Origin of the sequence: Paenarthrobacter ilicis, from assembly GCF_016907545.1 — a bacterium.
GTDB lineage: Bacteria > Actinomycetota > Actinomycetes > Actinomycetales > Micrococcaceae > Arthrobacter > Arthrobacter ilicis.
Genome location: NZ_JAFBCD010000001.1, coordinates 2,895,111 through 2,914,660 on the forward strand (window position 1 = coordinate 2,895,111; position 19,550 = coordinate 2,914,660).

Sequence of the window (19,550 nt, forward strand, 5' to 3'; positions counted from 1 at the left end):
GGAGGAAACCCCGTCCTGAGCTTAGGAGTAGCCCATGCAGCCGGACCCCGCAGGCGCCGCCGGATCCACCTCGAAGGGCGCCACGCTCCCCCCTCGGTTTGGATCATCGGAAGTTCCGGCATCACGTGCCACCCAGGACCGCATCGACATTCCCGAGTTCGCGCCAAGCCTGGAGCCCGAAGGCGACATCTCCCCGGACCGTTTCCTGGACCGTGAACTGAGCTGGCTGGCCTTCAACTCGCGGGTTCTGGAGCTCGCCGAGGATCCTGACCTGTACCTGCTGGAACGCGTCACCTTCCTCAGCATCTTTGCCTCGAACCTGGACGAGTTCTTCATGGTCCGCGTGGCAGGGCTCAAGCGCCGCATCGCCACAGGGCTCGCCGTCCCGTCCCCGGCCGGCCTCAGCCCCATCGAGGTGCTGGAACAGATCGGCGAAGAAGCACACAAGCTGCAGGAACGGCACGCCCGCGTCTTCGCGGAGCAGATCCGCCCGGCGTTGGCCTACGAGCACATCCACATCATGCACTGGGATGAACTTGATGAGGACGCGCGCCACCGCATCAGCGTCATGTTCCAGGAGAAGGTCTTCCCCATCCTGACGCCGCTGGCGGTGGATCCGGCCCACCCGTTCCCCTACATTTCCGGGTTGTCCCTTAACCTCGCCGTCATTGTCAGCAACCCCATCAGCGACAAAGAACTCTTTGCCCGTGTGAAGGTCCCGGACCAGCTCCCCCGGCTCATCTCCGTGGACGGCCCCCGTGCAGGTGCCATACCCGGCCGTGTTGCCCGGTTCATCGCGCTGGAAGAAGTCATTGCGGTGCACTTGGACAAGCTCTTCCCGGGAATGGAAGTACTGGAGCACCACACCTTCCGGGTCACCCGCAACGAGGACCTTGAAGTTGAAGAAGACGACGCCGAGAACCTCCTGCAGGCCCTTGAAAAGGAACTGCTGCGCCGCCGCTTCGGGCCTCCGGTCCGGTTGGAAGTCACCACGGACATCAACCCGAACATCAAGGCCCTGCTGATCCGCGAGCTGGGCGTCGAAGAGTCCGAGGTCTACTCCGTTCCAGCACCCCTGGATCTTCGCGGGCTCTCCGCGATCAGCGGAATTGACCGCGCCGACCTCCACTACCCCAAGCATGTGCCCCACACGTCCCGGTACCTCAACGAGTCCGAGACCTCCAAGGCGGCCAACGTCTTCGCGGCCATGCGCCGCCGGGACATCCTTCTGCACCACCCGTACGACTCGTTCTCCACCTCGGTCCAGGCGTTCCTCGAGCAGGCCGCAGCTGACCCCAAGGTGCAGGCCATCAAGCAGACCCTGTACCGCACGTCCGGCGACTCGCCCATTGTGGATGCACTGATCGACGCTGCGGAGGCCGGCAAGCAGGTACTGGCCCTGGTGGAAATCAAGGCCCGCTTTGACGAGCAGGCCAACATCTCCTGGGCCCGCAAGCTGGAGCAGGCCGGCGTACACGTGGTGTACGGCATTGTTGGGCTCAAAACCCACTGCAAGCTTTCCTTGGTGGTGCGCCAGGAAGTGGACGGCCTCCGGCGCTACTGCCACATTGGCACTGGAAACTACCACCCCCGCACGGCCCGTTATTACGAGGACCTTGGCCTGCTGACCGCCAATGAACAAGTGGGCGAGGACCTGTCCAAGCTGTTCAACCAGCTTTCCGGTTATGCCCCGAAGTCCACGTTCAAGCGGCTGCTGGTGGCACCCCGCTCAGTCCGTGCAGGCCTGATGGAACGGATTGAAACCGAGATCCGGAACGCACGGGCAGGCGTTCCCGGCTTGGTCCAGATCAAAGTGAACTCCATGGTGGACGAGGCAATCATTGATGCCCTGTACCGCGCGTCCCAGGCAGGTGTGAAGGTGGATGTTGTGGTTCGCGGCATCTGCTCGCTGCGCCCCGGAGTCCCCGGTCTCAGCGACAACATCACAGTGCGTTCCGTCCTTGGCCGCTTCCTTGAACACTCCCGCGTCTTCGCTTTCGGCAACGGCGGCGACCCCGTGGTGTACATCGGCTCCGCCGACATGATGCACCGCAACCTTGACCGCCGCGTGGAGGCACTGGTGCAGCTGGCCAGCAAGGAAGACACGTCAACGGTCATGGACCTGATGCGACGCTACGTTGATGACGGGACCGCCAGCTGGCACCTGGACAACCAGGGGCACTGGACCCGGCACCACCTGGATGCGGAGGGACAGGCGCTGCTGGATATGCAGTCATGGCTGCTGGAGTCCCGGTCACGCCAGCGGGCGCAGGCACGGCGGTAGAGGAAACACTTGAACAGCGATACCCCCGTGGCTGACCAGACGGATCACCCAGGCGAGCCGGTGGCTGTTGTTGCCGCCGGTGCCATCCCCTGGCGGGTCAACAAGGGCACCCTTGAGGTTCTCCTGATTCATCGGCCCCGGTACGACGATTGGTCGTGGCCGAAAGGAAAACTCGACGCCGGCGAAACAGTTCCCGAATGTGCCGCCCGTGAAGTGTGGGAAGAGATAGGTCTCCAGGCACCGCTCGGCATTCCGCTGCCACCCATCCACTACCATGTGGCAGCCGGGCTCAAAGTGGTCAGGTACTGGGCCGTTAAGGTTAACGGAGCGCAGTTACGGCCTGACGGCAAGGAAGTGGACAGCGTCATGTGGTGCACGCCGGACCGTGCAGCCGCATTCCTGAGCAACCCTTCGGACGTCAAGCCACTGGAGTCACTGGAAAAAGCGCATATCCGCGGTGAGCTGGACACGTGGCCGCTCCTTGTGATCCGCCACGCCAAAGCCAAACCGCGGTCGTCCTGGACCAAAGCCGAGGGCGACCGTCCGCTGGCAGCCACAGGCCAACGCCAAGCTGTGGCTGTCCAACGCTTGCTGGAGGTCTGGAAGCCACAGCGCGTGGTCAGCAGCCCCTGGGTTCGATGCGTTGCCACCATAGCCCCCTACGCCAAGGCAACCGGGGCAAAGGTGAAGCTGGTGGAGGCCCTCACGGAGCACCATCACCAGCGGTCCCCCAAGAAGACCGCGGCCGCCGTCGAAAATCTCTTCGACAAGCAGGTTCCCATCGCCGTCTGCACGCACCGGCCCGCGCTGCCGACGGCGTTGAAGCAACTGGGTCAACACATGCCGCAGTCCTTGCGGGCACTGCTTCCCACCGCGGATCCGTACCTGTCCCCCGGCGAGGTCATTGTGTGCCAGGTGGCCAGGGGTTCAGAGCGGAAAATCGTTTCCGTGGAACAGGTCAAGCCCTTCGAAGATTAGGCCGTGACTTGACTCCCCACCCTCCGTGGCGAAGGGTAGGAGATTCGTTCAAAGACTTTGGGGGGTCTTGTTGTGTATGGTTTGCCGGCTTTCTTTTTCCTGGGGCCAGTCATCGGCGCGGTGGTTGTCTACCTGATTTTCCGCGTTCAGGTCTGGTCAAGGCCGGACCCGAACGCAGTGGCCTCGCACGGACTGTGGGTGGGAATCGTGGGATGGATGGCCAGCTCCCTGCAGGGGGCGATGTCCGCCGGCCTCCTGTCGCCCGATCCGATGCTGAACAACTACCCCGCAACGCCCGATCAACTGTTCCAGGCACTCGGATGGCCCGTGGCGGCATGCTTGGCAGTCCATGCCTTGGGCCAGCTGAGCTACCCCCGCGGTAAGAACCGGTCAAAGAACAGTGGGTACGTCTCCCCCGGCATCCGCGACCTCCTGCCCCGCAAACTGGCGTGGACGGTGGGTGCAGTGTTTGCCTACTCCGCGGCGGCCATCGCGTGGATCGCCTGGCTTCCTGCTTATGCACCTGCTCCCGCGTTTCGTCCCGAGTCGTATACCGGCACCCTGATCCAGGGACAGAACGGCCGCATCCCTGGATATGAGCTCGCCCTGTGGTTGGCCGCGGCGCTGCTGCTGCTGGCCCTCGGCACCATGCTGGTGCTGCTGCTGATTGCCAAACGGCGTCCGCTGGAAACGCTCGACGACGCCGACAACCAACAGCTTCATCGCATCTCCGCCAACCGGCTGCTGCGCACAGTTGCCACCATCGCAGCGGGTCTTGCCACCATTGCCGGAAACTTCGCCGTGCTGCCCGAACCTGGACCTTCCTGGCAACCCTCATGGTTCAACGCTTTGGGTGCGGTCAACATGGTGGTCCTCCTGGCCATGCTCTGGTGGCCGGTGCCGGTGTTCCCATCGCTCCTCCAAGCACGCCAGGCCACCAGTGCGCGGGGACTCCTTGCCGACCAAGGCACTCACGGGGCAGCCCGGCTCAGCGTCAATATGGGCGTGGGTCTTGGCGCGCTGGGCGGGCTCGCGGCAGTGGGCGGGCTCGGGACGATGTACGCACTGACGCAGCCAGCCAACATGTGGATGCTTCCCATCGCCGTTGGATTGGTTGCAGTCCTGCTCCTCGCGGGCATCGCAGGCGGAGAGGTGCTGCTGGGCCGGAACTACGGCCGTGACGGTGCTCCCGCGGTGTGGCCTGTCCGGGCCGTCTCCCGCGGATTGTTCATTTATGCCATGGCCAGCGCGTACATGCTGCTCGCAGTCATCGTATTCGTGGCGGCAGGACAGGACCCGGCACAGCCATTCAAGCCGACCACATGGCCGTGGGCCGCCGGGACCACCGTGGCGGCAGCTGCTGTCGGTACCTTGGCAATCTTCGCCGTGCGCCGCCGTCGTGGTATCCCGGAAGGGGCCGGCGAGGCCGGACTGGACGCTGCGCTCAAGGCCATCTCCATGTACAGGATTGTCAGGACCCTCAGCGCCTACTGCCTTGGCCAAGCGGGGGTGCTGTTGATGACCTCCCCCGAGTCCTGGGACGGCTTCTTTCCCATTTCGCCCGGAACGTTCCCTGTGGGTCCCCATCCAGCCGTCACGGCCGGCATGGTTTTGGCCGTCATCGCCGTGATCACCGCTATTGTGCCGGTGCGGAGCCTGCTGCGCACCATCCCCCGCGGGAACCGGCCCCACACGGCGGACGAAGCCGATGCCCCAGGACACGCTCCCATGACGGGCACGGCTTCCGGGCAAAGTAAGCTTGACCCGTGAGCATCCCCACCCCCTATGAAGACCTCCTGCGCGATGTCATGGACAACGGCGCACACAAAGCCGACCGAACCGGAACAGGAACGCGGAGTGTTTTTGGCCGTCAACTGAGGTTCGACCTTGGCAGCAGTTTTCCGCTGATCACCACCAAGCGGGTCCACTTCAAATCCGTGGCCGTGGAACTGTTGTGGTTCCTGCGCGGCGACTCCAACGTCAAGTGGATGCAGGATCAGGGTGTCACCATTTGGGATGAATGGGCAGACGCCGACGGCGAACTCGGTCCCGTGTACGGTGTGCAGTGGCGCAGTTGGCCCACGCCCGACGGCGGTCACATCGACCAGATCGCCGAGGTCATGAAAGGGTTGGCGGCCAACCCGGATTCGCGCCGGCACATTGTCTCCGCCTGGAACGTCTCCGAACTCAAGGACATGGCCCTGCCGCCGTGCCATGCTTTCTTCCAGTTCTACGTTGCAGACGGCAAGCTGTCCTGCCAGCTGTACCAGCGCTCGGCGGACACTTTCCTGGGAGTGCCCTTCAACATCGCGTCCTACGCACTGCTCACGCTCATGGTGGCGCAGCAGCTCGGCCTGGAACCCGGCGAGTTCATTTGGACCGGCGGGGACGTCCACGTCTATGACAATCACGTGGAGCAGGTTGCTGAACAACTCAGCCGGGAGCCCTTTGAGTACCCGCAGCTGAAGATCCTGCGCAAGCCCGATTCCATCTTCGACTACTCCCTTGATGACTTTGAGGTTGTGGATTACCGCCACCACCCCACCATCAAGGCACCGATCGCCGTATGAGCACGCCCACCCCCGGCAACGACGGGCAACTGCCCGGCGTCATCTTCACCCAGGAAACTGCTGCACGCATGACCGGGATCGGCATGGTGTGGGCGCAGACCACATCCGGCGTGATCGGCAACGACGGCACCATGCCTTGGCACCTGCCCGAGGACCTCAAGCACTTCAGCCAGCTCACCAACGGGCATCCCGTGATCATGGGCCGCAAAACCTGGGAGTCGTTCCCGGAAAAGTACCGGCCGCTGCCTGGCCGCACCAACATTGTGGTGACCAGGAACGCGGAGTGGGCTTCTACGCCCGAGGCCGCGGGCGCCGTCGTCGTGTCCTCCTTGGATGCTGCCCTCCTTGAATCGCAATTTGCTCCGGGCGGCCAGAAAGTCTGGATCATCGGCGGGGCTGAAATCTTCAAGCAGTCCATGGACGTTGCCACGCTTGCCGTGGTGACCATCATTGACGGCGAGTTTGACGGTGACACCTTCGCTCCGGAACTGGGCGCCGAATGGACCTTTGACAGTGTGGCGCCGGCCGAGGGCTGGCTCACCGCGAAAAACGGCACACAATACCGGTTCACCACGTGGCGCCGGACCGAAAGCTAGGAAGCACCGCATGTTCAAAAAACCCGAAATCCTCTTTGTGCTGGGCTACATGCTGCTCCCGCTCTTCGCGCTGATCTCAGCGATCGTGGGCCTCACCATGATCCTGGGGGGCAACAAAATCGCCGGCATCATTGTCCTGGTAGTGGTCACGCAGGTGTTCACGTTTGGTTCCTTCTTCGCACTGCGCAAACGCAAGGCCCTCCTGCTCGAAGGTCCGTGACGTAACCAACAGCGGTTGTTCGGGCTGAAAGTCTAGACTTGTCCAATGACTACAGCAGCTAATCCGTCCGTTGGACTGGTCGGTTGGCGTGGCATGGTCGGTTCCGTCCTGATGCAGCGCATGCAGGAAGAGAATGACTTCGCCAACATCAACCCGGTATTTTTCTCCACCTCGAACGCAGGAGGTTCCGCCCCCTCCTTCCTGAGCTCTGCCGCCGGCGATCCCGGCAAGCTCGAGGATGCGTTCGACATTGAGACGCTTGCCAAGCTGCCCATTATTGTCACCGCCCAGGGTGGTGACTACACCAAGCAGGTCCACGGAGAACTCCGCAACCGCGGGTGGGATGGCCTCTGGATCGATGCCGCTTCCACCCTCCGCATGAACGATGACTCCATCATTGTGCTGGACCCCATCAACCGGGACGTGATTGACGCCGGGCTTTCGGGTGGCGTGAAGGACTTCATCGGCGGCAACTGCACGGTTTCCTGTATGTTGATGGGCCTCGGCGGACTCTTCAAGAACAACCTCGTGGAGTGGGGTACGTCCATGACGTACCAAGCTGCCTCCGGTGGCGGCGCACGCCACATGCGGGAGCTCCTCAACCAGTTCGGCACCCTCAATAACGAGGTCAGCAGCGAACTCGATGATCCTGCCTCCGCCATCCTGGAAATCGACCACAAAGTCCTTTCCGCCCAGCGCAACGGCGTTGACGCAACCCAGTTCGGCGTACCTTTGGCCGGGTCCCTGATTCCTTGGATCGATGCTGATCTGGGCAACGGCCAATCCAAGGAAGAGTGGAAGGCCGGCGTGGAAACCAACAAGATCCTCGGTACCGGCAACGGCACCGAGGGCAAGGACCACATCGCCATGGATGGCCTGTGCGTCCGCATTGGAGCCATGAGGTCCCACTCCCAGGCCTTGACGTTGAAGCTGCGCGAGGATCTTTCCGTCACGGAGATTGAAAACCTCCTGGCCAAGGACAACCAGTGGGCCAAGGTTGTCCCCAATACCAAGGAAGCCTCCATGGCGGACCTGACGCCTGTTGCCGCGTCCGGAACCCTGGACATTCCGGTGGGCCGTATCCGCAAGCTCGAAATGGGCCCGGAGTACATCAGCGCCTTCACCGTTGGCGACCAACTCCTCTGGGGTGCTGCTGAGCCTCTGCGCCGCATGCTGAACATTGTCACGGGCAAGCTCTAGGAGCTGCTGACATAAGTCTTCGTTGACCCGCTGTTTCGTTGCTGTCCCGCAACGCAACAGCGGGTCTTCGACGTTTTTCGCGGTTGAGGGCTGCGCGGAGTTGACGTTCCACTTCCCACGGGCGGCCGAGGTCCTCCCATTCGATGCGCACCACCTCCCAGCCCATGGCCTTTAGTGCCTTCTCCCTGCGCCGCTCCTGGTAAATGACCTCCTCCGTGGGGGCGTAGTCAAAGTACTTGGCCCGGCCATCAAATTCCAGGATCACCGACGATCCGGGCCAGCCGAAGTCGCCCCTGCACCGGCCCACGGGAGTGTCCACTTCAAGCTGCGACACCGCGTCGGTGATGCCCAGCTTGTTCAGCAGCACACGTGTCCGGGTCTCGCCCACGGATTCCGCGAGGGGATCGGCAGCGTCCAACACCCGGGTGACTCGTCGGCTGCCCCTGATGATCCGCCCGCTGTCCACGTAGTTCCTCATCACTGTGAAATCCGCCCCCTTGCGGGCAGCCTGATCAGCGATGACCAGGGCACGTTCAAAGTCCAGCAGCCTGGCACAGTCCACAACAGTGCGTTCAAGCGACGTGACTCTGAGCGGGTTGCGCCAGGGCGCCGTCACCTCGGTCACCTCCACGGGATCCAGCGGACTTCCATGCGCCACCACGTCCCCTCCCGAACTGGCCTGTGCCGGCGAAAACGGGGTTGTGAGGTGGACCAGGGAATCCACACTCCACGGAGAGCAGGCGTGCAAGCGTGCTGCACTGGCATGGCTGTACACACTGGCCGTGAGCGTCCCCATCTGATGGGCCTGGATCCTCACCAAATCCTGGTCCCACGGGCTCTGTCTCCGCCACTCCCAGGACCGAACGTAAATGCCGCGTCTCAACCGGACCAGTTTCCCGGAGCGCACACCCGACGTCAGGACCCTGTCCGAGATCCCCCGAATTTCCAGGTCCACTGTGGAAGCCACCAAAGTGTTGGGCCAGTTCCGGGTGATCAGGTCGTCAAGCTTTTGCGGTTTCATGGCTCCATCATGTGGGCCCCGGTGCGGCCCCCGCCATGTGCCGAATGCCCTATGTGGAGAACTGCCGGGATCAGCACCCATCGCGGGACACCAACGTTGGGCCAGCACGTTGGGGGCCCGCAAGGGTGGAGCAGGCAAACACGTTGCGGGCCCGCAAGGGTGGAGCAGGCCAGCACGTTGCGGGCCCGCAAATCCGTCGCGGGGCAGCAACGGGAAAGCGGGGCACCGACGAAGCTGCGGGGAACCCACGGAACAGGAGCAGGGCGCAGGAGCGGGCGCAGGAACCAGGCGCGTAACCAGGATCAGCCTGCCATGAACTCCACATAGGCCCTGCCCTGCGCTTGGAACGAGCGCTCTGCGGCGGGCCCCAGCGGGCCGGCGAAGGGTTCGGGGACCGCGGCAATGGCCTTGCCGGAGCCGGTCCGGGCCCACGTGCCCACCACTTCGCCGCCAGCCACAATGATGCGCTTGAAAACCCCATTGTTTCCGGGCACCACAAGGCCGGCGTACTCGGGAGCAAGGACCAGGCTCCTGTCCTGGTACCCCAACAGGTATTCGTCGAACCCGGGGAGGGCCAGCAACGAGCGGGAGCCGGGCAGTCCGCCGTCGAGCATGTCCGCCACCTCCGGCGACAACCAGTAACTGGTGCCCCCGAAAGGAAGCTCAACCAGGGTGTCCTGTACGGTCGCGAAGGCTGCGCGGGCTTCCTTCAGGGGTATCTGGCTCCACCAACAGAAGTCCTTGATGGTGGCTGGACCATGGCTCCTGAAGTAGCGGAACAGGAGCTCTGCGATCCCCTCCTCACGTGCAAGATCACGCGATGTTGGAATCCATTCGTCGAAAGGTACGAAGAGCTGCTGGACGCCGGCCCGGCCGCCCGCCGTCAGAACTGCCGACGCTGCCATGGGACCCTGAACCAGGGATGCTTCCTGGCACAGGCATGCCAGCAGGTGGATCCCCCGCTGCGCGCCGGTAGCCTGGCCGGCCTCTTCGAATGCCTGGAACAATTCCTCGCGGCTTGCCCCGGGCAGTCCCTCGGTTCCGCGTTGGGCATGGAGGCCGTGGCACGCCTTCACGGCAAGGTCCCGGCAGTGGCTGATGTCATCTGCGGTGATGGAAAGTTCCCGGTGCCGGCCTGTCAGCGTCCTCTGCAGTCGGGGGCTGGTCAGCGCGAGGATCCACCGTAGATCCTCCGGCGCCACCAAGTGCAGGGTGCCACGCATGGGCCAAGATCTCACCACAGTTCCGGCGTCCAGGGCAGCCCGGACGTCCGAGGCCGCGGTTCCGGGCACACGCTGCCCCACCGCCCACAATGCCATCCCCAAATCCTGTGCCTGCATGGCTGTCATCCAGCGGACGGCCCCGGGAATGCCGGGAAAGCCACCACCCAGCAGGCCTTGGCTGACCAGCCGCAAACGGCCCATATGCCGGGGTGTGATGGGAGCGCGGGCCATGCTTCATCCTAGAAGCGGAACGGGATACAGGGAACCTTTCCGCCGCTCCCAGCCACCGCCCAGAACCAGATCCTAAGATTGCTTCATGCTCTTTGGTGACCTGGCTCCGTTTGTGCGGCCGATGAGCCGGTGGTTGGCTACCGCCGGCTGGTTCTGCACCTTCTTTGGTCTCGGTGCTGGCCTCATCGTGGCTGTGGGAACGGGTGTCAGCCTCTCGCCGTCCATGCAGGCCATTCAGACCGTCAGCCTGGTGGCCACCGCTGCCGCTGCCCTCCTGATCGGCACCGCAGCAGCCACCCAACCGGTCTCGGACCGGGATGACGACGCCCCTGAACCCTGGTTCTATCCTGCTGCCGCGGCCCAGGTCCGCAGTTTCCTCCTGGGCTCCATCGTGCTTCTCCTGGGCCTGGTTGGTTTTGCTGCCGCGGGCTTGTTCATGCCCAGCGGCCCATCGCCGCAGAGCATCGCATTCAGCCAGATCTTCCTGTTGGGCTCCGTCAGCTGCGGGCTGACGTTCCTGCTGCTCAACAAAGTCCTGCCCATCGCTGAACGGCGCACCCGCTGACTTCTGCCGTACCGGCAGCCTGCTAGAGCGAGAGCCCGATCAGCAAGGGCTCGGGGTGCAGTTCAATGCCAAAGCGTTCGACGACGCCGGCCCTCACCTGACGCGCTACAGCCACCATGTCAGCCGCCGACGCTGATCCGCGGTTGGTGATGGCCAGGGTGTGCTTGGTGGACAAGGATGCCCGGCCACCGGAAACGCTGTCCGCCTCCAGGCCGTAGCCCTTGCCGAACCCTGCCTGATCAATCAGCCACGCTGCGGAGAGCTTCACGTGCCCGTCCGATCCCGCGGGGTATTGGGGCGCGTTCTCCGGAAGGGTCGCTGCCAGTTCCCGGGACACGATGGGGTTGGTGAAGAACGAACCAGTGGAGTACGTGTCGCGGTCTGAAGCGTCCAAGACCATTCCCTTGGAGGCACGCAACCGCAGGACTTCGCGCCGGACATCGTTTGAGTAGGCCCGCTTGCCTGCCTCGACGCCCAACACCTTCGCGAGCTCCCCGTACCGGATGGGAGCGCTCATCCTGCCCAGCAGCAATTGGAACTCCACCGTCAACACCACGTACCGGGGGGACCCGTCCACGGTGGTCTGTTTCAGGATGGAGTCACGGTACCCGAACTTGAGCTCGGAGTTGGTGAAGGTCTGCACGGCGTTCCGTTGGCGGTCCCAGGTGCGCACGGCAGCAATGGTTTGCGAGACGTCGGATCCGTAGGCGCCTACGTTCTGCACGGGGGTGGCCCCTGTGGAACCGGGAATTCCGGACAACGCCTCTATCCCGGACCAGGCGTGCAGCACCGCATGTTCCACCAGGGCATCCCAGTTGTGGCCGGCCTGGACCACCACGGAAACGCCCCCGCAGCTGTCCTCGGAGTTCACTGTGAAACCCTCGGAGGCGATCCTCAGGACCGTGCCGTCGTAGCCATGGTCGGAAATCAGCAGGTTGGAGCCGCCGCCGATGATCAGGAGTTTGCTGCCTGCAGCGTCGGCCGACCGGACGGCGTCGATGATCTGGGCTTCGGTGCGCGCCTCCACGTAGTTCTGCGCGGGGCCGCCGACTGCGGCTGTGGTCAATTCGGAGAGCAGCGTCTGGGTCACCCATCAAGCCTAGCGGGAGTGGCTGGGCTCCAAGGACCCGGAGCCCGTTTTTCCTGACAGTGGTGCCAGGAAGAAACTGACCACCAGCATGACCAAAGGCGCAAGGAGCGAATGCAGGATGCCGAAGTGCTCAGCAAGGAGGCCCAGCAAGGGAGGTCCACAGAGGAAGGCACCGTAGCCGATGGTGGACACCACCGAAACCCTCGCAGCCGCATGCACGGGGTCATCGGCCGCCGCGGACATGCCCACGGGGAAGCCCAGGGAGGCACCAAGCCCCCACAAAGCCAAGGCCACAAAGGCCAGCCACGGCACGGGCGCAAAGACAAACAGCGCAAGGCCAACGACGGCGGTGGCTGAGCACCAGCGCATCACCACCACCCTGCCGAACCGGTCCAGGATGGCCGTCCCGGCAAAGCGGCCGATGGTCATGAAGGAAACGAACAGCCCATAGCCCACAGCGCCCGCGGCGTCGGTCTGGCCGTAGCCATCGGCAAGGGCAAGTGCCACCCAGTCCCCCGCTGCGCCTTCGGCCAAGGCCAGCCCCAGTACCAGGACGCCGATGAGCAGGGTGCGGCGGTCCCGCCAGGCCATGGCCACCAGCCGCTTGTTGTCCAACGGCTTGTTATGCAGCGGCTCGGCATCCGGCTTAACACTGTCAGAGGCAGCTGTCGTCGAGTCCCCGCGTCCCGTTGACCCGGGTGCAATGACCGGAAGCGGACCGGTGGAAGGGTCGCGGAACGTATCGGTTTCCTCCGGACGGAAGGTGCTTGCCGGCGTCGTGGTCTTCTCAGCACGGAAGAAAAAGCCTGCAGTCACCACCGCTCCGGCAACCACCACTCCCGCCATCAGGAAATGCCACACCACGGGGAGATGGATGGCCGCTGCCCAGGCACCGAAGCCCGCTGCGGCCACGGTACCCAGGCTGAAGGAGCCGTGCAGATGAGGCATGATGTGCCGCTCCATGGCACGTTCCAGTGCTGCACCTTCAACGTTGGAAGCCGTGTTCCAGCTGGCGGTTCCCAAGCCCAGGACCACCAGGCCCGTGGCCACCACCGGAGGGCTGGCAGCAACGGAGGCACCAAAGCCGATGGTCACCAGTCCGGCGCCCACCATGCAACTGCCAATCCAGCTGGTCAGCCGCGGCCCCAAGCGCAGCACGATAAGTCCGGAGGCAGAAATGGAGATGAAGGAAGCAACGGTCATGCACATCAGCAGGAGCCCGATGCCGCCCGGCGTCAGGTCCAGCCCGTCGCGGATGGCCGGCAAGCGGGACACCCAGGTGGCGAAGGCAATGCCGCTGGCGCCGTAAGAGGCCAAAACAGCGACGCGCCACCGGGACATTTCAGTCGCAGTGGCGCGCCGCAGGGAATCGTTCTGTTGACTCAAGAGACCTTCACTACGGCTTGGGACTTCATGAGTACCTTGAGGCCACCGGCCATCACCGTGAGGTCAATGCGTGCCGTACGGGCTTCGGCGTCGAGGGCTCCCACTACGCCGGTCACGTCAATGACGGCACCAGCGTCCGGGGTCCCGGTGGTGTCCGTGACCAGCACCGGTTTGGTGAAGCGGGTCTGGTAATCGACGACGGCTGCGGGGTCGCCTGCCCAGTCGCTCACCAGTTGCACTGCCGCGCCCATGGTGAACATGCCGTGTGCGATGACTCCCGGCAGTTCCACGGACGTGGCGAACGCCTCGTTCCAGTGGATGGGGTTGAAATCGCCGGATGCTCCCGCGTACTTCACCAGATCCTGCCGGGTGACGTCAATGCTGCGGGCGCCGATTTCCTGGCCGACTGTCAGTTCTTCGAAGGTGGGGCTCATGGTTACTGTCCCTCTCCGCGGACCAGGATGGATGAGGTGGTGGTGGCGACCTTTTCGCCTGCCTCGGTGGAAATCTCCGAACGGGTGGTGATCATGGCGCCGCCGCCCATGGCCCGGACACCGTCAACATGGAGCTCTGCCACCAGGCGGTCACCGGCAACGATGGCGCGGTGGTGCGTAAACCGCTGGTCGGCGTGGACCACGCGGGAGAAGTCGATGCCGGACTCGGGATCCTCCACCAGCTGGGCATCCGCACGCTGGGCAACAATGATGGCGAACGTGGGAGGCGCCACGAGGTCGCTGTGGCCCTGGGCCTTGGCTGCTTCCACATCAAAGTGGGCTGGGTTGGTGGCTTTCACGGCCGTGGCGAATTCGCGAATCTTTTCACGGCCAACGTCGTACACCTCTGCGGCAGGGTAGCTGCGCCCCTGCAAATCCGGATTGATACTCATGCTCCAACCCTAGCGGCCCACGGGCACGGGATGGATGTTACTTCTTGTAGCTCTTCCGGATTTTCTGTCCCCGGACCACCAGCCCGGCCACGTGCATCAACAACCCGATGCCGATCAGCGGCAAGGAAGCCATGGCGAGGCCCTGGTTGCCGGAGGTATTGCCAACAATGGAAAGGATGATTCCCACGGCAATGAGGCCCATGGCGCCGAAAACCAGCACTTTGTAGGAGGTAGGAGCGGTAGCCCAGAAGTCGTTCAGCACCGTCCAAGTCTACCGGCTGGGATTTAGAACAATGAGTCCTGCAATGCCGGGATCTCCGTAGTGTGGGCACCGAACTCGATCCTGCGGCCCTTGAGCGCGCCGAGGTCAGCCACGAAACTGCCATCCACCGGGTTGCCCGCTGCATCCGGCAACGACGCCAAGGCGATGGAACCGGACAGTGAGTCGATCTGCAGTCCGTGCCCGCCGCCGTCGAACGTCGCAGGGTAAGGATGCCGCGAACCCGTGCCCGAGGCACAAACAGCATGGGCCAGCGCCGGCCGCTCCCACACCTCCTCCACCACCGTGTAACCACCCATGGCCAAGCCACCGAGCAAGTCCCGGACCCGTCCGGCGTGCTCGAGGTTCAGTTGCGACAGTTCGACGGCGGGACGCGGCTGCACCAGCGACGCCACCTTGGCAGCGGAACGGACTTGCTGGACCAAACCGAGGTCCTGCGTCACCAGGTCTTCGAGCAAACGGACCACGCGTCCGTCCTCGGCAAGGGCCACGTAGGAAGCATGGACTGCTCCTTGCTCGGCCAGCCGGTTCCATTTGCGCGGACCGGAGGCCGTGCCCACCTTGCTGACGCCGTGGGCAAACGTGGCCACATACAGCCAGTGGGCTTGCATGAGGTATGCCCGGAGGCCGGCAGGCACGGAACCGCCGCGGTGGAAGTCGTGCATCAGCCGCGAATCGTCCTTCGCGAAACAGGCGCCGCACTGTTTGCCGCGCTCGGCGGGAGAAGCGCTGCGGCAGGGGACGTGGGTGCGGTTCCCCGGGCCGTGGACCTTGGTGTGGCCGAGGCACCACAAACCCGGATCAACACGCAGGCCCAGGGCGGAGCCCCGGGCCAACGTGATGTCTTCAAAGATCCCGTCGGCCGGCAAAAGCCGCAACGACGGGGAGGAGGAGTCCCAAACGACCCCGTGAACCAGCATCCTTACAGGGAAGGCTGGACTCCGAATGCCACGGCAAGCTTCATGATCTTCTCTGCACGTCCCAGGCGCGGGAGGTCGGATCCGTCCCGGATGACCCGGCCGTTGGCTTCGAAATCGTTCATGAAGTCCGTGGCCCAGGCGACGTCGGACGGCGTGGGGCTGATGACCTCGTTGATCACCGTGGTCTGGTCAATGGCCAGGCACAGCTTGCCGGTCATGCCCATGGTGACGGTGATGCCGGTCTGTTCGCGCAGGATGGGGTGGTTGGTGCCCACGGTGGGTCCATCAATGGGGCCCGGAAGATTGCCTACGCGGCTGGCTACCACCAGTTTGGCCCGCGGGTACGCCATGGCTTCGGGGGTGGCGGCCATGCCGGTGTCGCGACGGAAATCGCCGGAACCAAAGGCCAGGCGGAACGCACCCTGGGCGCGTGCAATGTGGTTGGCTTCCTCGATGCCCAGTGCGGACTCAACCAATGCCACCACGGGGGTCTTGCCGTCCATGCGGTGGTAGGACTCGGTCACCTGGTCCGCGGACTCGGTCTTCGCGAGCATGACGCCCAGGAGACCCGGGGTACCGCGCAAGCCTGCGAGGTCGTCGGCCCAGAAGGGGCTGATGGCATCGTTGATGCGGACCCAGGCCTGGCCACCGGCGGTCAGCCAGTTAACAACGTTCTCCCGGGCCGCGTCCTTCTGGGACGGGTCCACGGCGTCTTCGATGTCAAGGATGATGGCGTCCGCCCGCGAACCCGCAGATTCATCAAAGAGCTCCGTTTTCATGGCATTAACAAGGAGCCAGGAACGGGCAATGTCTGCGGGAATGTTGCGGGTGGGCCGAACTGACTCGGCGGCGATGCTTGACGTCATGTATCTACCGTATCCGGCCAGTGGGCCGGAGGGCGAAGAATTCCGCCCGGTTGTGAGGATCAATACGAACTAAACCCCATATGACTGTGGGGTTCGTCAGTATGAAGCCCGACGGCGGTCCCCGCCAGTCAAAGGCACCCCGCCTGCCGCTGTGGTTCACACGGCTCAACGCAGCGTCTTGTGTCCCCGGATTGCCGGGAGAGGCCCCGGATTTCCCCGTGTTTCGTGCTGTTTCCGATCGTTTCCGGGGGTTACCGGCGCGCTTCCCCTGGGTGCACGCAATGGGCTTTCATCGTTCCCAAGCCGTTCACCGGCGCACATCCTCCAACTCATCGAAAGTAGCTCCCATGAAACTGCACCTGCCCCTGCTGAGCGTCGCGACCGCCGTCGTACTAGCGCTGACGGTGAGCGGCTGCGGCGGCGCTGCCGAGGCCGGCCAGGCCAATCAACCCGGCAACGAGGTCAAGGAGATCCGGTACCAGGGCTCAGCCAACAACGTCACTTTCCCCGAACTGGCTGCGGATCTGGGATATCTGGGTGACGTAAAACTGAACTGGGTGGGCAACACCACCAGCGGCCCCCAGGACATCCAATCCGCGGCCACCAACCAGACGGACGCGGGCGGGGCTTTCTCCGGAGCGGTGGTGAAACTCATCGAAGCCGGGGCTCCGGTCAAGGCGGTGGTCAACTACTACGGCTCGGATGAGAAGACCTTCAGCGGCTACTACGTGAAGGCGGACAGTCCCATCAAGGAGCCACGGGACCTGATTGGCAAGAAGATTGCCGTCAACACCCTGGGCGCACACCATGAAGCCGTGATCAACACCTGGCTCACCAAGAACGGCCTGAGCCAAGACGACATCAAGCAGGTCCAACTGGTACCGCTGGCGCCGAACGACACTGAAGAAGCCATCCGGCGCGGACAGGTTGACGCCGGAACCCTGGGCGGAGTGCTGCAGGACCGGGCCATCGAAGCGGGAGGACTCCGCTCCCTCTTCAGCGATGGTGAACTGTTTGGCACCTTCGCCGGCGGTCAGATCGTGCTCCGCAACGACTTCATTGAAAAGAACCCCACTACCACGCGCACCTTCACCACGGGAGTGGCCAAGGCGATCAAGTGGGCCACCGAAACGCCCCGCGACGAGGTGATTGCCCGGTACACCAAAATCATCGAAAGCCGGGGCCGCAACGAGAGCACAGCCAACCTGAAGTTCTGGAAGAGCACCGGGGTTCCGGACAACGGCGTGATCAAGGACCAGGACTTCACGCGCTGGGAGTCGTGGCTCAACTCGTCCGGGATCGTCAAGGGCAAGCTCACGCCGGCCAAGTACTACACCAACCAATTCAACGACCTGGCCGAACCTGCCGCGGTTGAAAAGAAGGGATGAGCCATGACAGCGAAGATCAGCCTCCGCAACGTGACCAAGCAGTTCACGGTCCGGGCCACTAAAACCTCCCCCGCTGGCCGGTTGACGGCCATTGACTCACTCAACCTGGATGTCCACGACGGCGAATTCCTCACCCTGGTGGGGCCAAGCGGCTCGGGTAAGACCACACTGCTGGACCTGCTTGCCGGGCTCTCAGCCCCCACCTCCGGCGAAGTATTGGTGGATGGCACACCGGTGACCGGGCCGGGCAAGGACCGTGCCGTGGTGTTCCAGCAGTACGCGCTGTTCCCGTGGCGGACGGCTTCGGCCAATGTCTCGATCGGGCTTGAGGGGGTCGGCCAGGACGGCAAAAAGCTGAACCGCCGCGAACGGGCCGCGAAAGCCAAGGAGTACCTGGCACTGGTGGGCCTGGCCGGCTTTGAGGACCGCTACCCCCACGAGCTGTCCGGCGGCATGAAGCAGCGCGTGGCGATCGCCCGGAGTTTGGCCTACCAACCGGATGTGCTGCTGATGGATGAACCTTTTGCGGCCCTGGATGCCCAGACCCGGGAGCAACTCCAGGACGAGCTCCTGCGGATCTGGAAAGCCACCGGCAAGACCATTGTGTTCATCACCCACGGCATCGATGAAGCCGTGTACCTGGGCCAGCGGGTGGCCGTGCTGAGTGCACGCCCGGGCAGGCTCAAGGAGATCGTGGACATCGCCATCCCGGACCGTGACGGAGACCAGGACATTCGCTCCAACCCGGCCTTCGTTGAACACCGCCACCAGGTGTGGACGCTCCTGCATGACGAGGTCCGCAAAGCCCAGTATGCCGGGCACCGCAAGATCCTCCCGGACGGAAGCGCCCCCGACGAACCCGCAGCCATCGCTGCAGAAAAGAGCGCGGCCTGATGACCAGCACACTCACCCACGGCCAGGCACCAGCCACGGCGGGATCGGCACCCCGGCCAGGTGCCGCCGTCGAACCTTCCCTTGCCCAGCCGGCACCGGAGGCGGGCACGACGACGGCACTGGCCGCCGCGCGTCGGCTCACCTCAGCAGCGGGCGCGGTGCTGTGGAAGTCAGCCGCGATCCTGGCCTTCCTTGCGGTGTGGGAATTCGGCCCCACCTATCTGGCCAGCCCGTCCACCAGGGTGTTCCTACCACCGCTGCACGAAGTGCTGCTGGCATGGGCCAAGCTCTTCGACTCCGGGACCATCCAGAGCCACATTGCAGCCAGCCTCACCAGATCGGTGGCCGGGTTCGGAGCCGCGCTGGTGGCGGGGGTTTCGCTGGGCCTGTTGATTGCCTGGTACGGGCGCCTGAACTCAGTGCTGAATCCGTTGCTGGAACTGTTCCGCAACACCGCCGCACTGGCCCTGTTGCCGGTGTTCACGCTGTTGCTGGGCATCGGCGAAGAATCCAAGATCAGCATTGTTGCCTACGCTGCGTTCTTCCCGGTGCTGCTGAACACCATCGCCGGGGTGAAAACGGTGGACCCTTTGCTCATCCGGGCCGCGCGGTCCTTGGGGCTGAACAGCTTCCGGCTCTTCCAAAAGGTGATACTCCCCTCGGCAGTACCCACCATCTTCACCGGCATCCGCATGGCCGGCACCGCGTCCATCCTGGTGCTGATCGCCGCGGAAATGGTAGGAGCGAAAGCCGGTCTGGGGTACCTGATCGTCAACGCACAGAGCAGTTTCCTCATCCCCGATATGTACGCGGGCATCCTCACGGTGTCCTTGTTGGGGCTCGGCGTGAACTTCGCACTGGTGGCCCTGGAGCGGCATTTCTCGCGCTGGCGGACCGCCGTCGGCGCCACCGCGTCCTGAACCAGTCCGCGGCCTGAACCACCCCCGCGGCA

20 protein-coding genes are annotated in these 19,550 nt (G+C 64.0%); 11 read left to right on the forward strand and 9 right to left on the reverse strand.

Going from position 1 to position 19,550, the window contains the following annotated elements; all coding sequences use genetic code 11:
- Positions 1-34 precede the first annotated feature (34 nt).
- The 7 genes from JOE60_RS13230 to asd all read left to right on the forward strand — a co-directional run bounded on the left by JOE60_RS13230 (position 35) and on the right by asd (position 7,848).
- The gene (locus JOE60_RS13230) at positions 35-2,284 is read left to right on the forward strand and encodes an RNA degradosome polyphosphate kinase (protein WP_167263590.1); all 2,250 of its coding nucleotides are present in this window, start codon (positions 35-37) and stop codon (positions 2,282-2,284) included.
- A 9-nt stretch (positions 2,285-2,293) separates the two neighbouring features.
- Positions 2,294-3,262, forward strand: coding sequence for an NUDIX hydrolase (locus tag JOE60_RS13235; protein WP_167263592.1), 969 nt, complete (start codon positions 2,294-2,296; stop codon positions 3,260-3,262).
- Positions 3,263-3,343: 81 nt separating this feature from the next.
- Positions 3,344-5,032 (forward strand): hypothetical protein, encoded by a 1,689-nt coding sequence (locus JOE60_RS13240; RefSeq protein WP_167263594.1) that lies wholly within the window; start codon positions 3,344-3,346, stop codon positions 5,030-5,032.
- Positions 5,029-5,832 carry a thymidylate synthase gene (locus JOE60_RS13245; protein ID WP_167263596.1) on the forward strand — a complete coding sequence of 268 codons (804 nt, stop codon included), beginning with the start codon at positions 5,029-5,031 and terminating at the stop codon, positions 5,830-5,832. The genes JOE60_RS13240 and JOE60_RS13245 overlap by 4 nt, the downstream gene beginning before the upstream one ends.
- Entirely contained in the window at positions 5,829-6,428 is a 600-nt protein-coding gene (locus tag JOE60_RS13250) for a dihydrofolate reductase (protein WP_167263598.1), read from the forward strand. Before JOE60_RS13245 ends, JOE60_RS13250 begins: the two co-directional genes overlap by 4 nt.
- Before the next feature lie 10 nt (positions 6,429-6,438).
- Entirely contained in the window at positions 6,439-6,648 is a 210-nt protein-coding gene (locus JOE60_RS13255) for an NF038396 family protein (protein WP_167263600.1), read from the forward strand.
- Positions 6,649-6,693: 45 nt separating this feature from the next.
- Complete coding sequence (gene asd / locus JOE60_RS13260) at positions 6,694-7,848, forward strand: aspartate-semialdehyde dehydrogenase (RefSeq protein ID WP_167263602.1); 1,155 nt, start codon at positions 6,694-6,696, stop codon at positions 7,846-7,848.
- Here asd and JOE60_RS13265 read toward each other — a convergent pair.
- Positions 7,832-8,869 (reverse strand): type IV toxin-antitoxin system AbiEi family antitoxin domain-containing protein, encoded by a 1,038-nt coding sequence (locus JOE60_RS13265; protein WP_167263604.1) that lies wholly within the window; start codon positions 8,867-8,869, stop codon positions 7,832-7,834. The two genes, asd and JOE60_RS13265, sit on opposite strands and share 17 nt — an antisense overlap.
- A 302-nt stretch (positions 8,870-9,171) precedes the next feature.
- On the reverse strand, positions 9,172-10,323 hold the full coding sequence (locus tag JOE60_RS13270) for a winged helix DNA-binding domain-containing protein (RefSeq protein ID WP_167263606.1): 1,152 nt from the start codon (positions 10,321-10,323) through the stop codon (positions 9,172-9,174).
- An 85-nt stretch (positions 10,324-10,408) separates the two neighbouring features.
- Between JOE60_RS13270 and JOE60_RS13275 the strand changes: the two genes are divergently transcribed.
- Positions 10,409-10,888 (forward strand): hypothetical protein, encoded by a 480-nt coding sequence (locus JOE60_RS13275; protein ID WP_167263608.1) that lies wholly within the window; start codon positions 10,409-10,411, stop codon positions 10,886-10,888.
- Positions 10,889-10,910: 22 nt separating this feature from the next.
- Here JOE60_RS13275 and JOE60_RS13280 read toward each other — a convergent pair whose 3' ends face one another.
- The 7 genes from JOE60_RS13280 to JOE60_RS13310 are packed head-to-tail and all read right to left on the reverse strand — an operon-like array spanning position 10,911 to position 16,316.
- On the reverse strand, positions 10,911-11,978 hold the full coding sequence (locus tag JOE60_RS13280) for a UDP-N-acetylmuramate dehydrogenase (protein WP_167263609.1): 1,068 nt from the start codon (positions 11,976-11,978) through the stop codon (positions 10,911-10,913).
- A gap of 9 nt (positions 11,979-11,987) precedes the next feature.
- Positions 11,988-13,319, reverse strand: a complete 1,332-nt coding sequence (locus JOE60_RS13285) for an MFS transporter (protein ID WP_167264187.1) — start codon at positions 13,317-13,319, stop codon at positions 11,988-11,990.
- Positions 13,320-13,360: 41 nt separating this feature from the next.
- On the reverse strand, positions 13,361-13,798 hold the full coding sequence (locus JOE60_RS13290) for a MaoC family dehydratase (RefSeq protein WP_167263611.1): 438 nt from the start codon (positions 13,796-13,798) through the stop codon (positions 13,361-13,363).
- A gap of 2 nt (positions 13,799-13,800) precedes the next feature.
- Positions 13,801-14,250, reverse strand: coding sequence for an FAS1-like dehydratase domain-containing protein (locus JOE60_RS13295; protein WP_167263613.1), 450 nt, complete (start codon positions 14,248-14,250; stop codon positions 13,801-13,803).
- A 37-nt stretch (positions 14,251-14,287) separates the two neighbouring features.
- Positions 14,288-14,512: a DUF3188 domain-containing protein gene (locus JOE60_RS13300; protein ID WP_167263615.1), complete on the reverse strand. Its 225-nt coding sequence runs from the start codon at positions 14,510-14,512 to the stop codon at positions 14,288-14,290.
- A gap of 23 nt (positions 14,513-14,535) precedes the next feature.
- Positions 14,536-15,450 carry a DUF2797 domain-containing protein gene (locus tag JOE60_RS13305; RefSeq protein WP_167263617.1) on the reverse strand — a complete coding sequence of 305 codons (915 nt, stop codon included), beginning with the start codon at positions 15,448-15,450 and terminating at the stop codon, positions 14,536-14,538.
- A 2-nt stretch (positions 15,451-15,452) separates the two neighbouring features.
- A complete protein-coding gene (locus tag JOE60_RS13310; RefSeq protein ID WP_167263619.1) occupies positions 15,453-16,316 on the reverse strand; it encodes an HpcH/HpaI aldolase/citrate lyase family protein in 864 nt (287 codons plus the stop codon).
- Between the two features lie 347 nt (positions 16,317-16,663).
- Between JOE60_RS13310 and JOE60_RS13315 the strand changes: the two genes are divergently transcribed.
- The 3 genes from JOE60_RS13315 to JOE60_RS13325 are packed head-to-tail and all read left to right on the forward strand — an operon-like array spanning position 16,664 to position 19,518.
- Positions 16,664-17,704: an ABC transporter substrate-binding protein gene (locus tag JOE60_RS13315; protein WP_167263621.1), complete on the forward strand. Its 1,041-nt coding sequence runs from the start codon at positions 16,664-16,666 to the stop codon at positions 17,702-17,704.
- 3 nt (positions 17,705-17,707) lie between these two features.
- On the forward strand, positions 17,708-18,598 hold the full coding sequence (locus JOE60_RS13320) for an ABC transporter ATP-binding protein (RefSeq protein WP_167263623.1): 891 nt from the start codon (positions 17,708-17,710) through the stop codon (positions 18,596-18,598).
- Entirely contained in the window at positions 18,598-19,518 is a 921-nt protein-coding gene (locus tag JOE60_RS13325; protein ID WP_167263625.1) for an ABC transporter permease, read from the forward strand. The genes JOE60_RS13320 and JOE60_RS13325 overlap by 1 nt, the downstream gene beginning before the upstream one ends.
- Positions 19,519-19,550 lie beyond the last annotated feature (32 nt).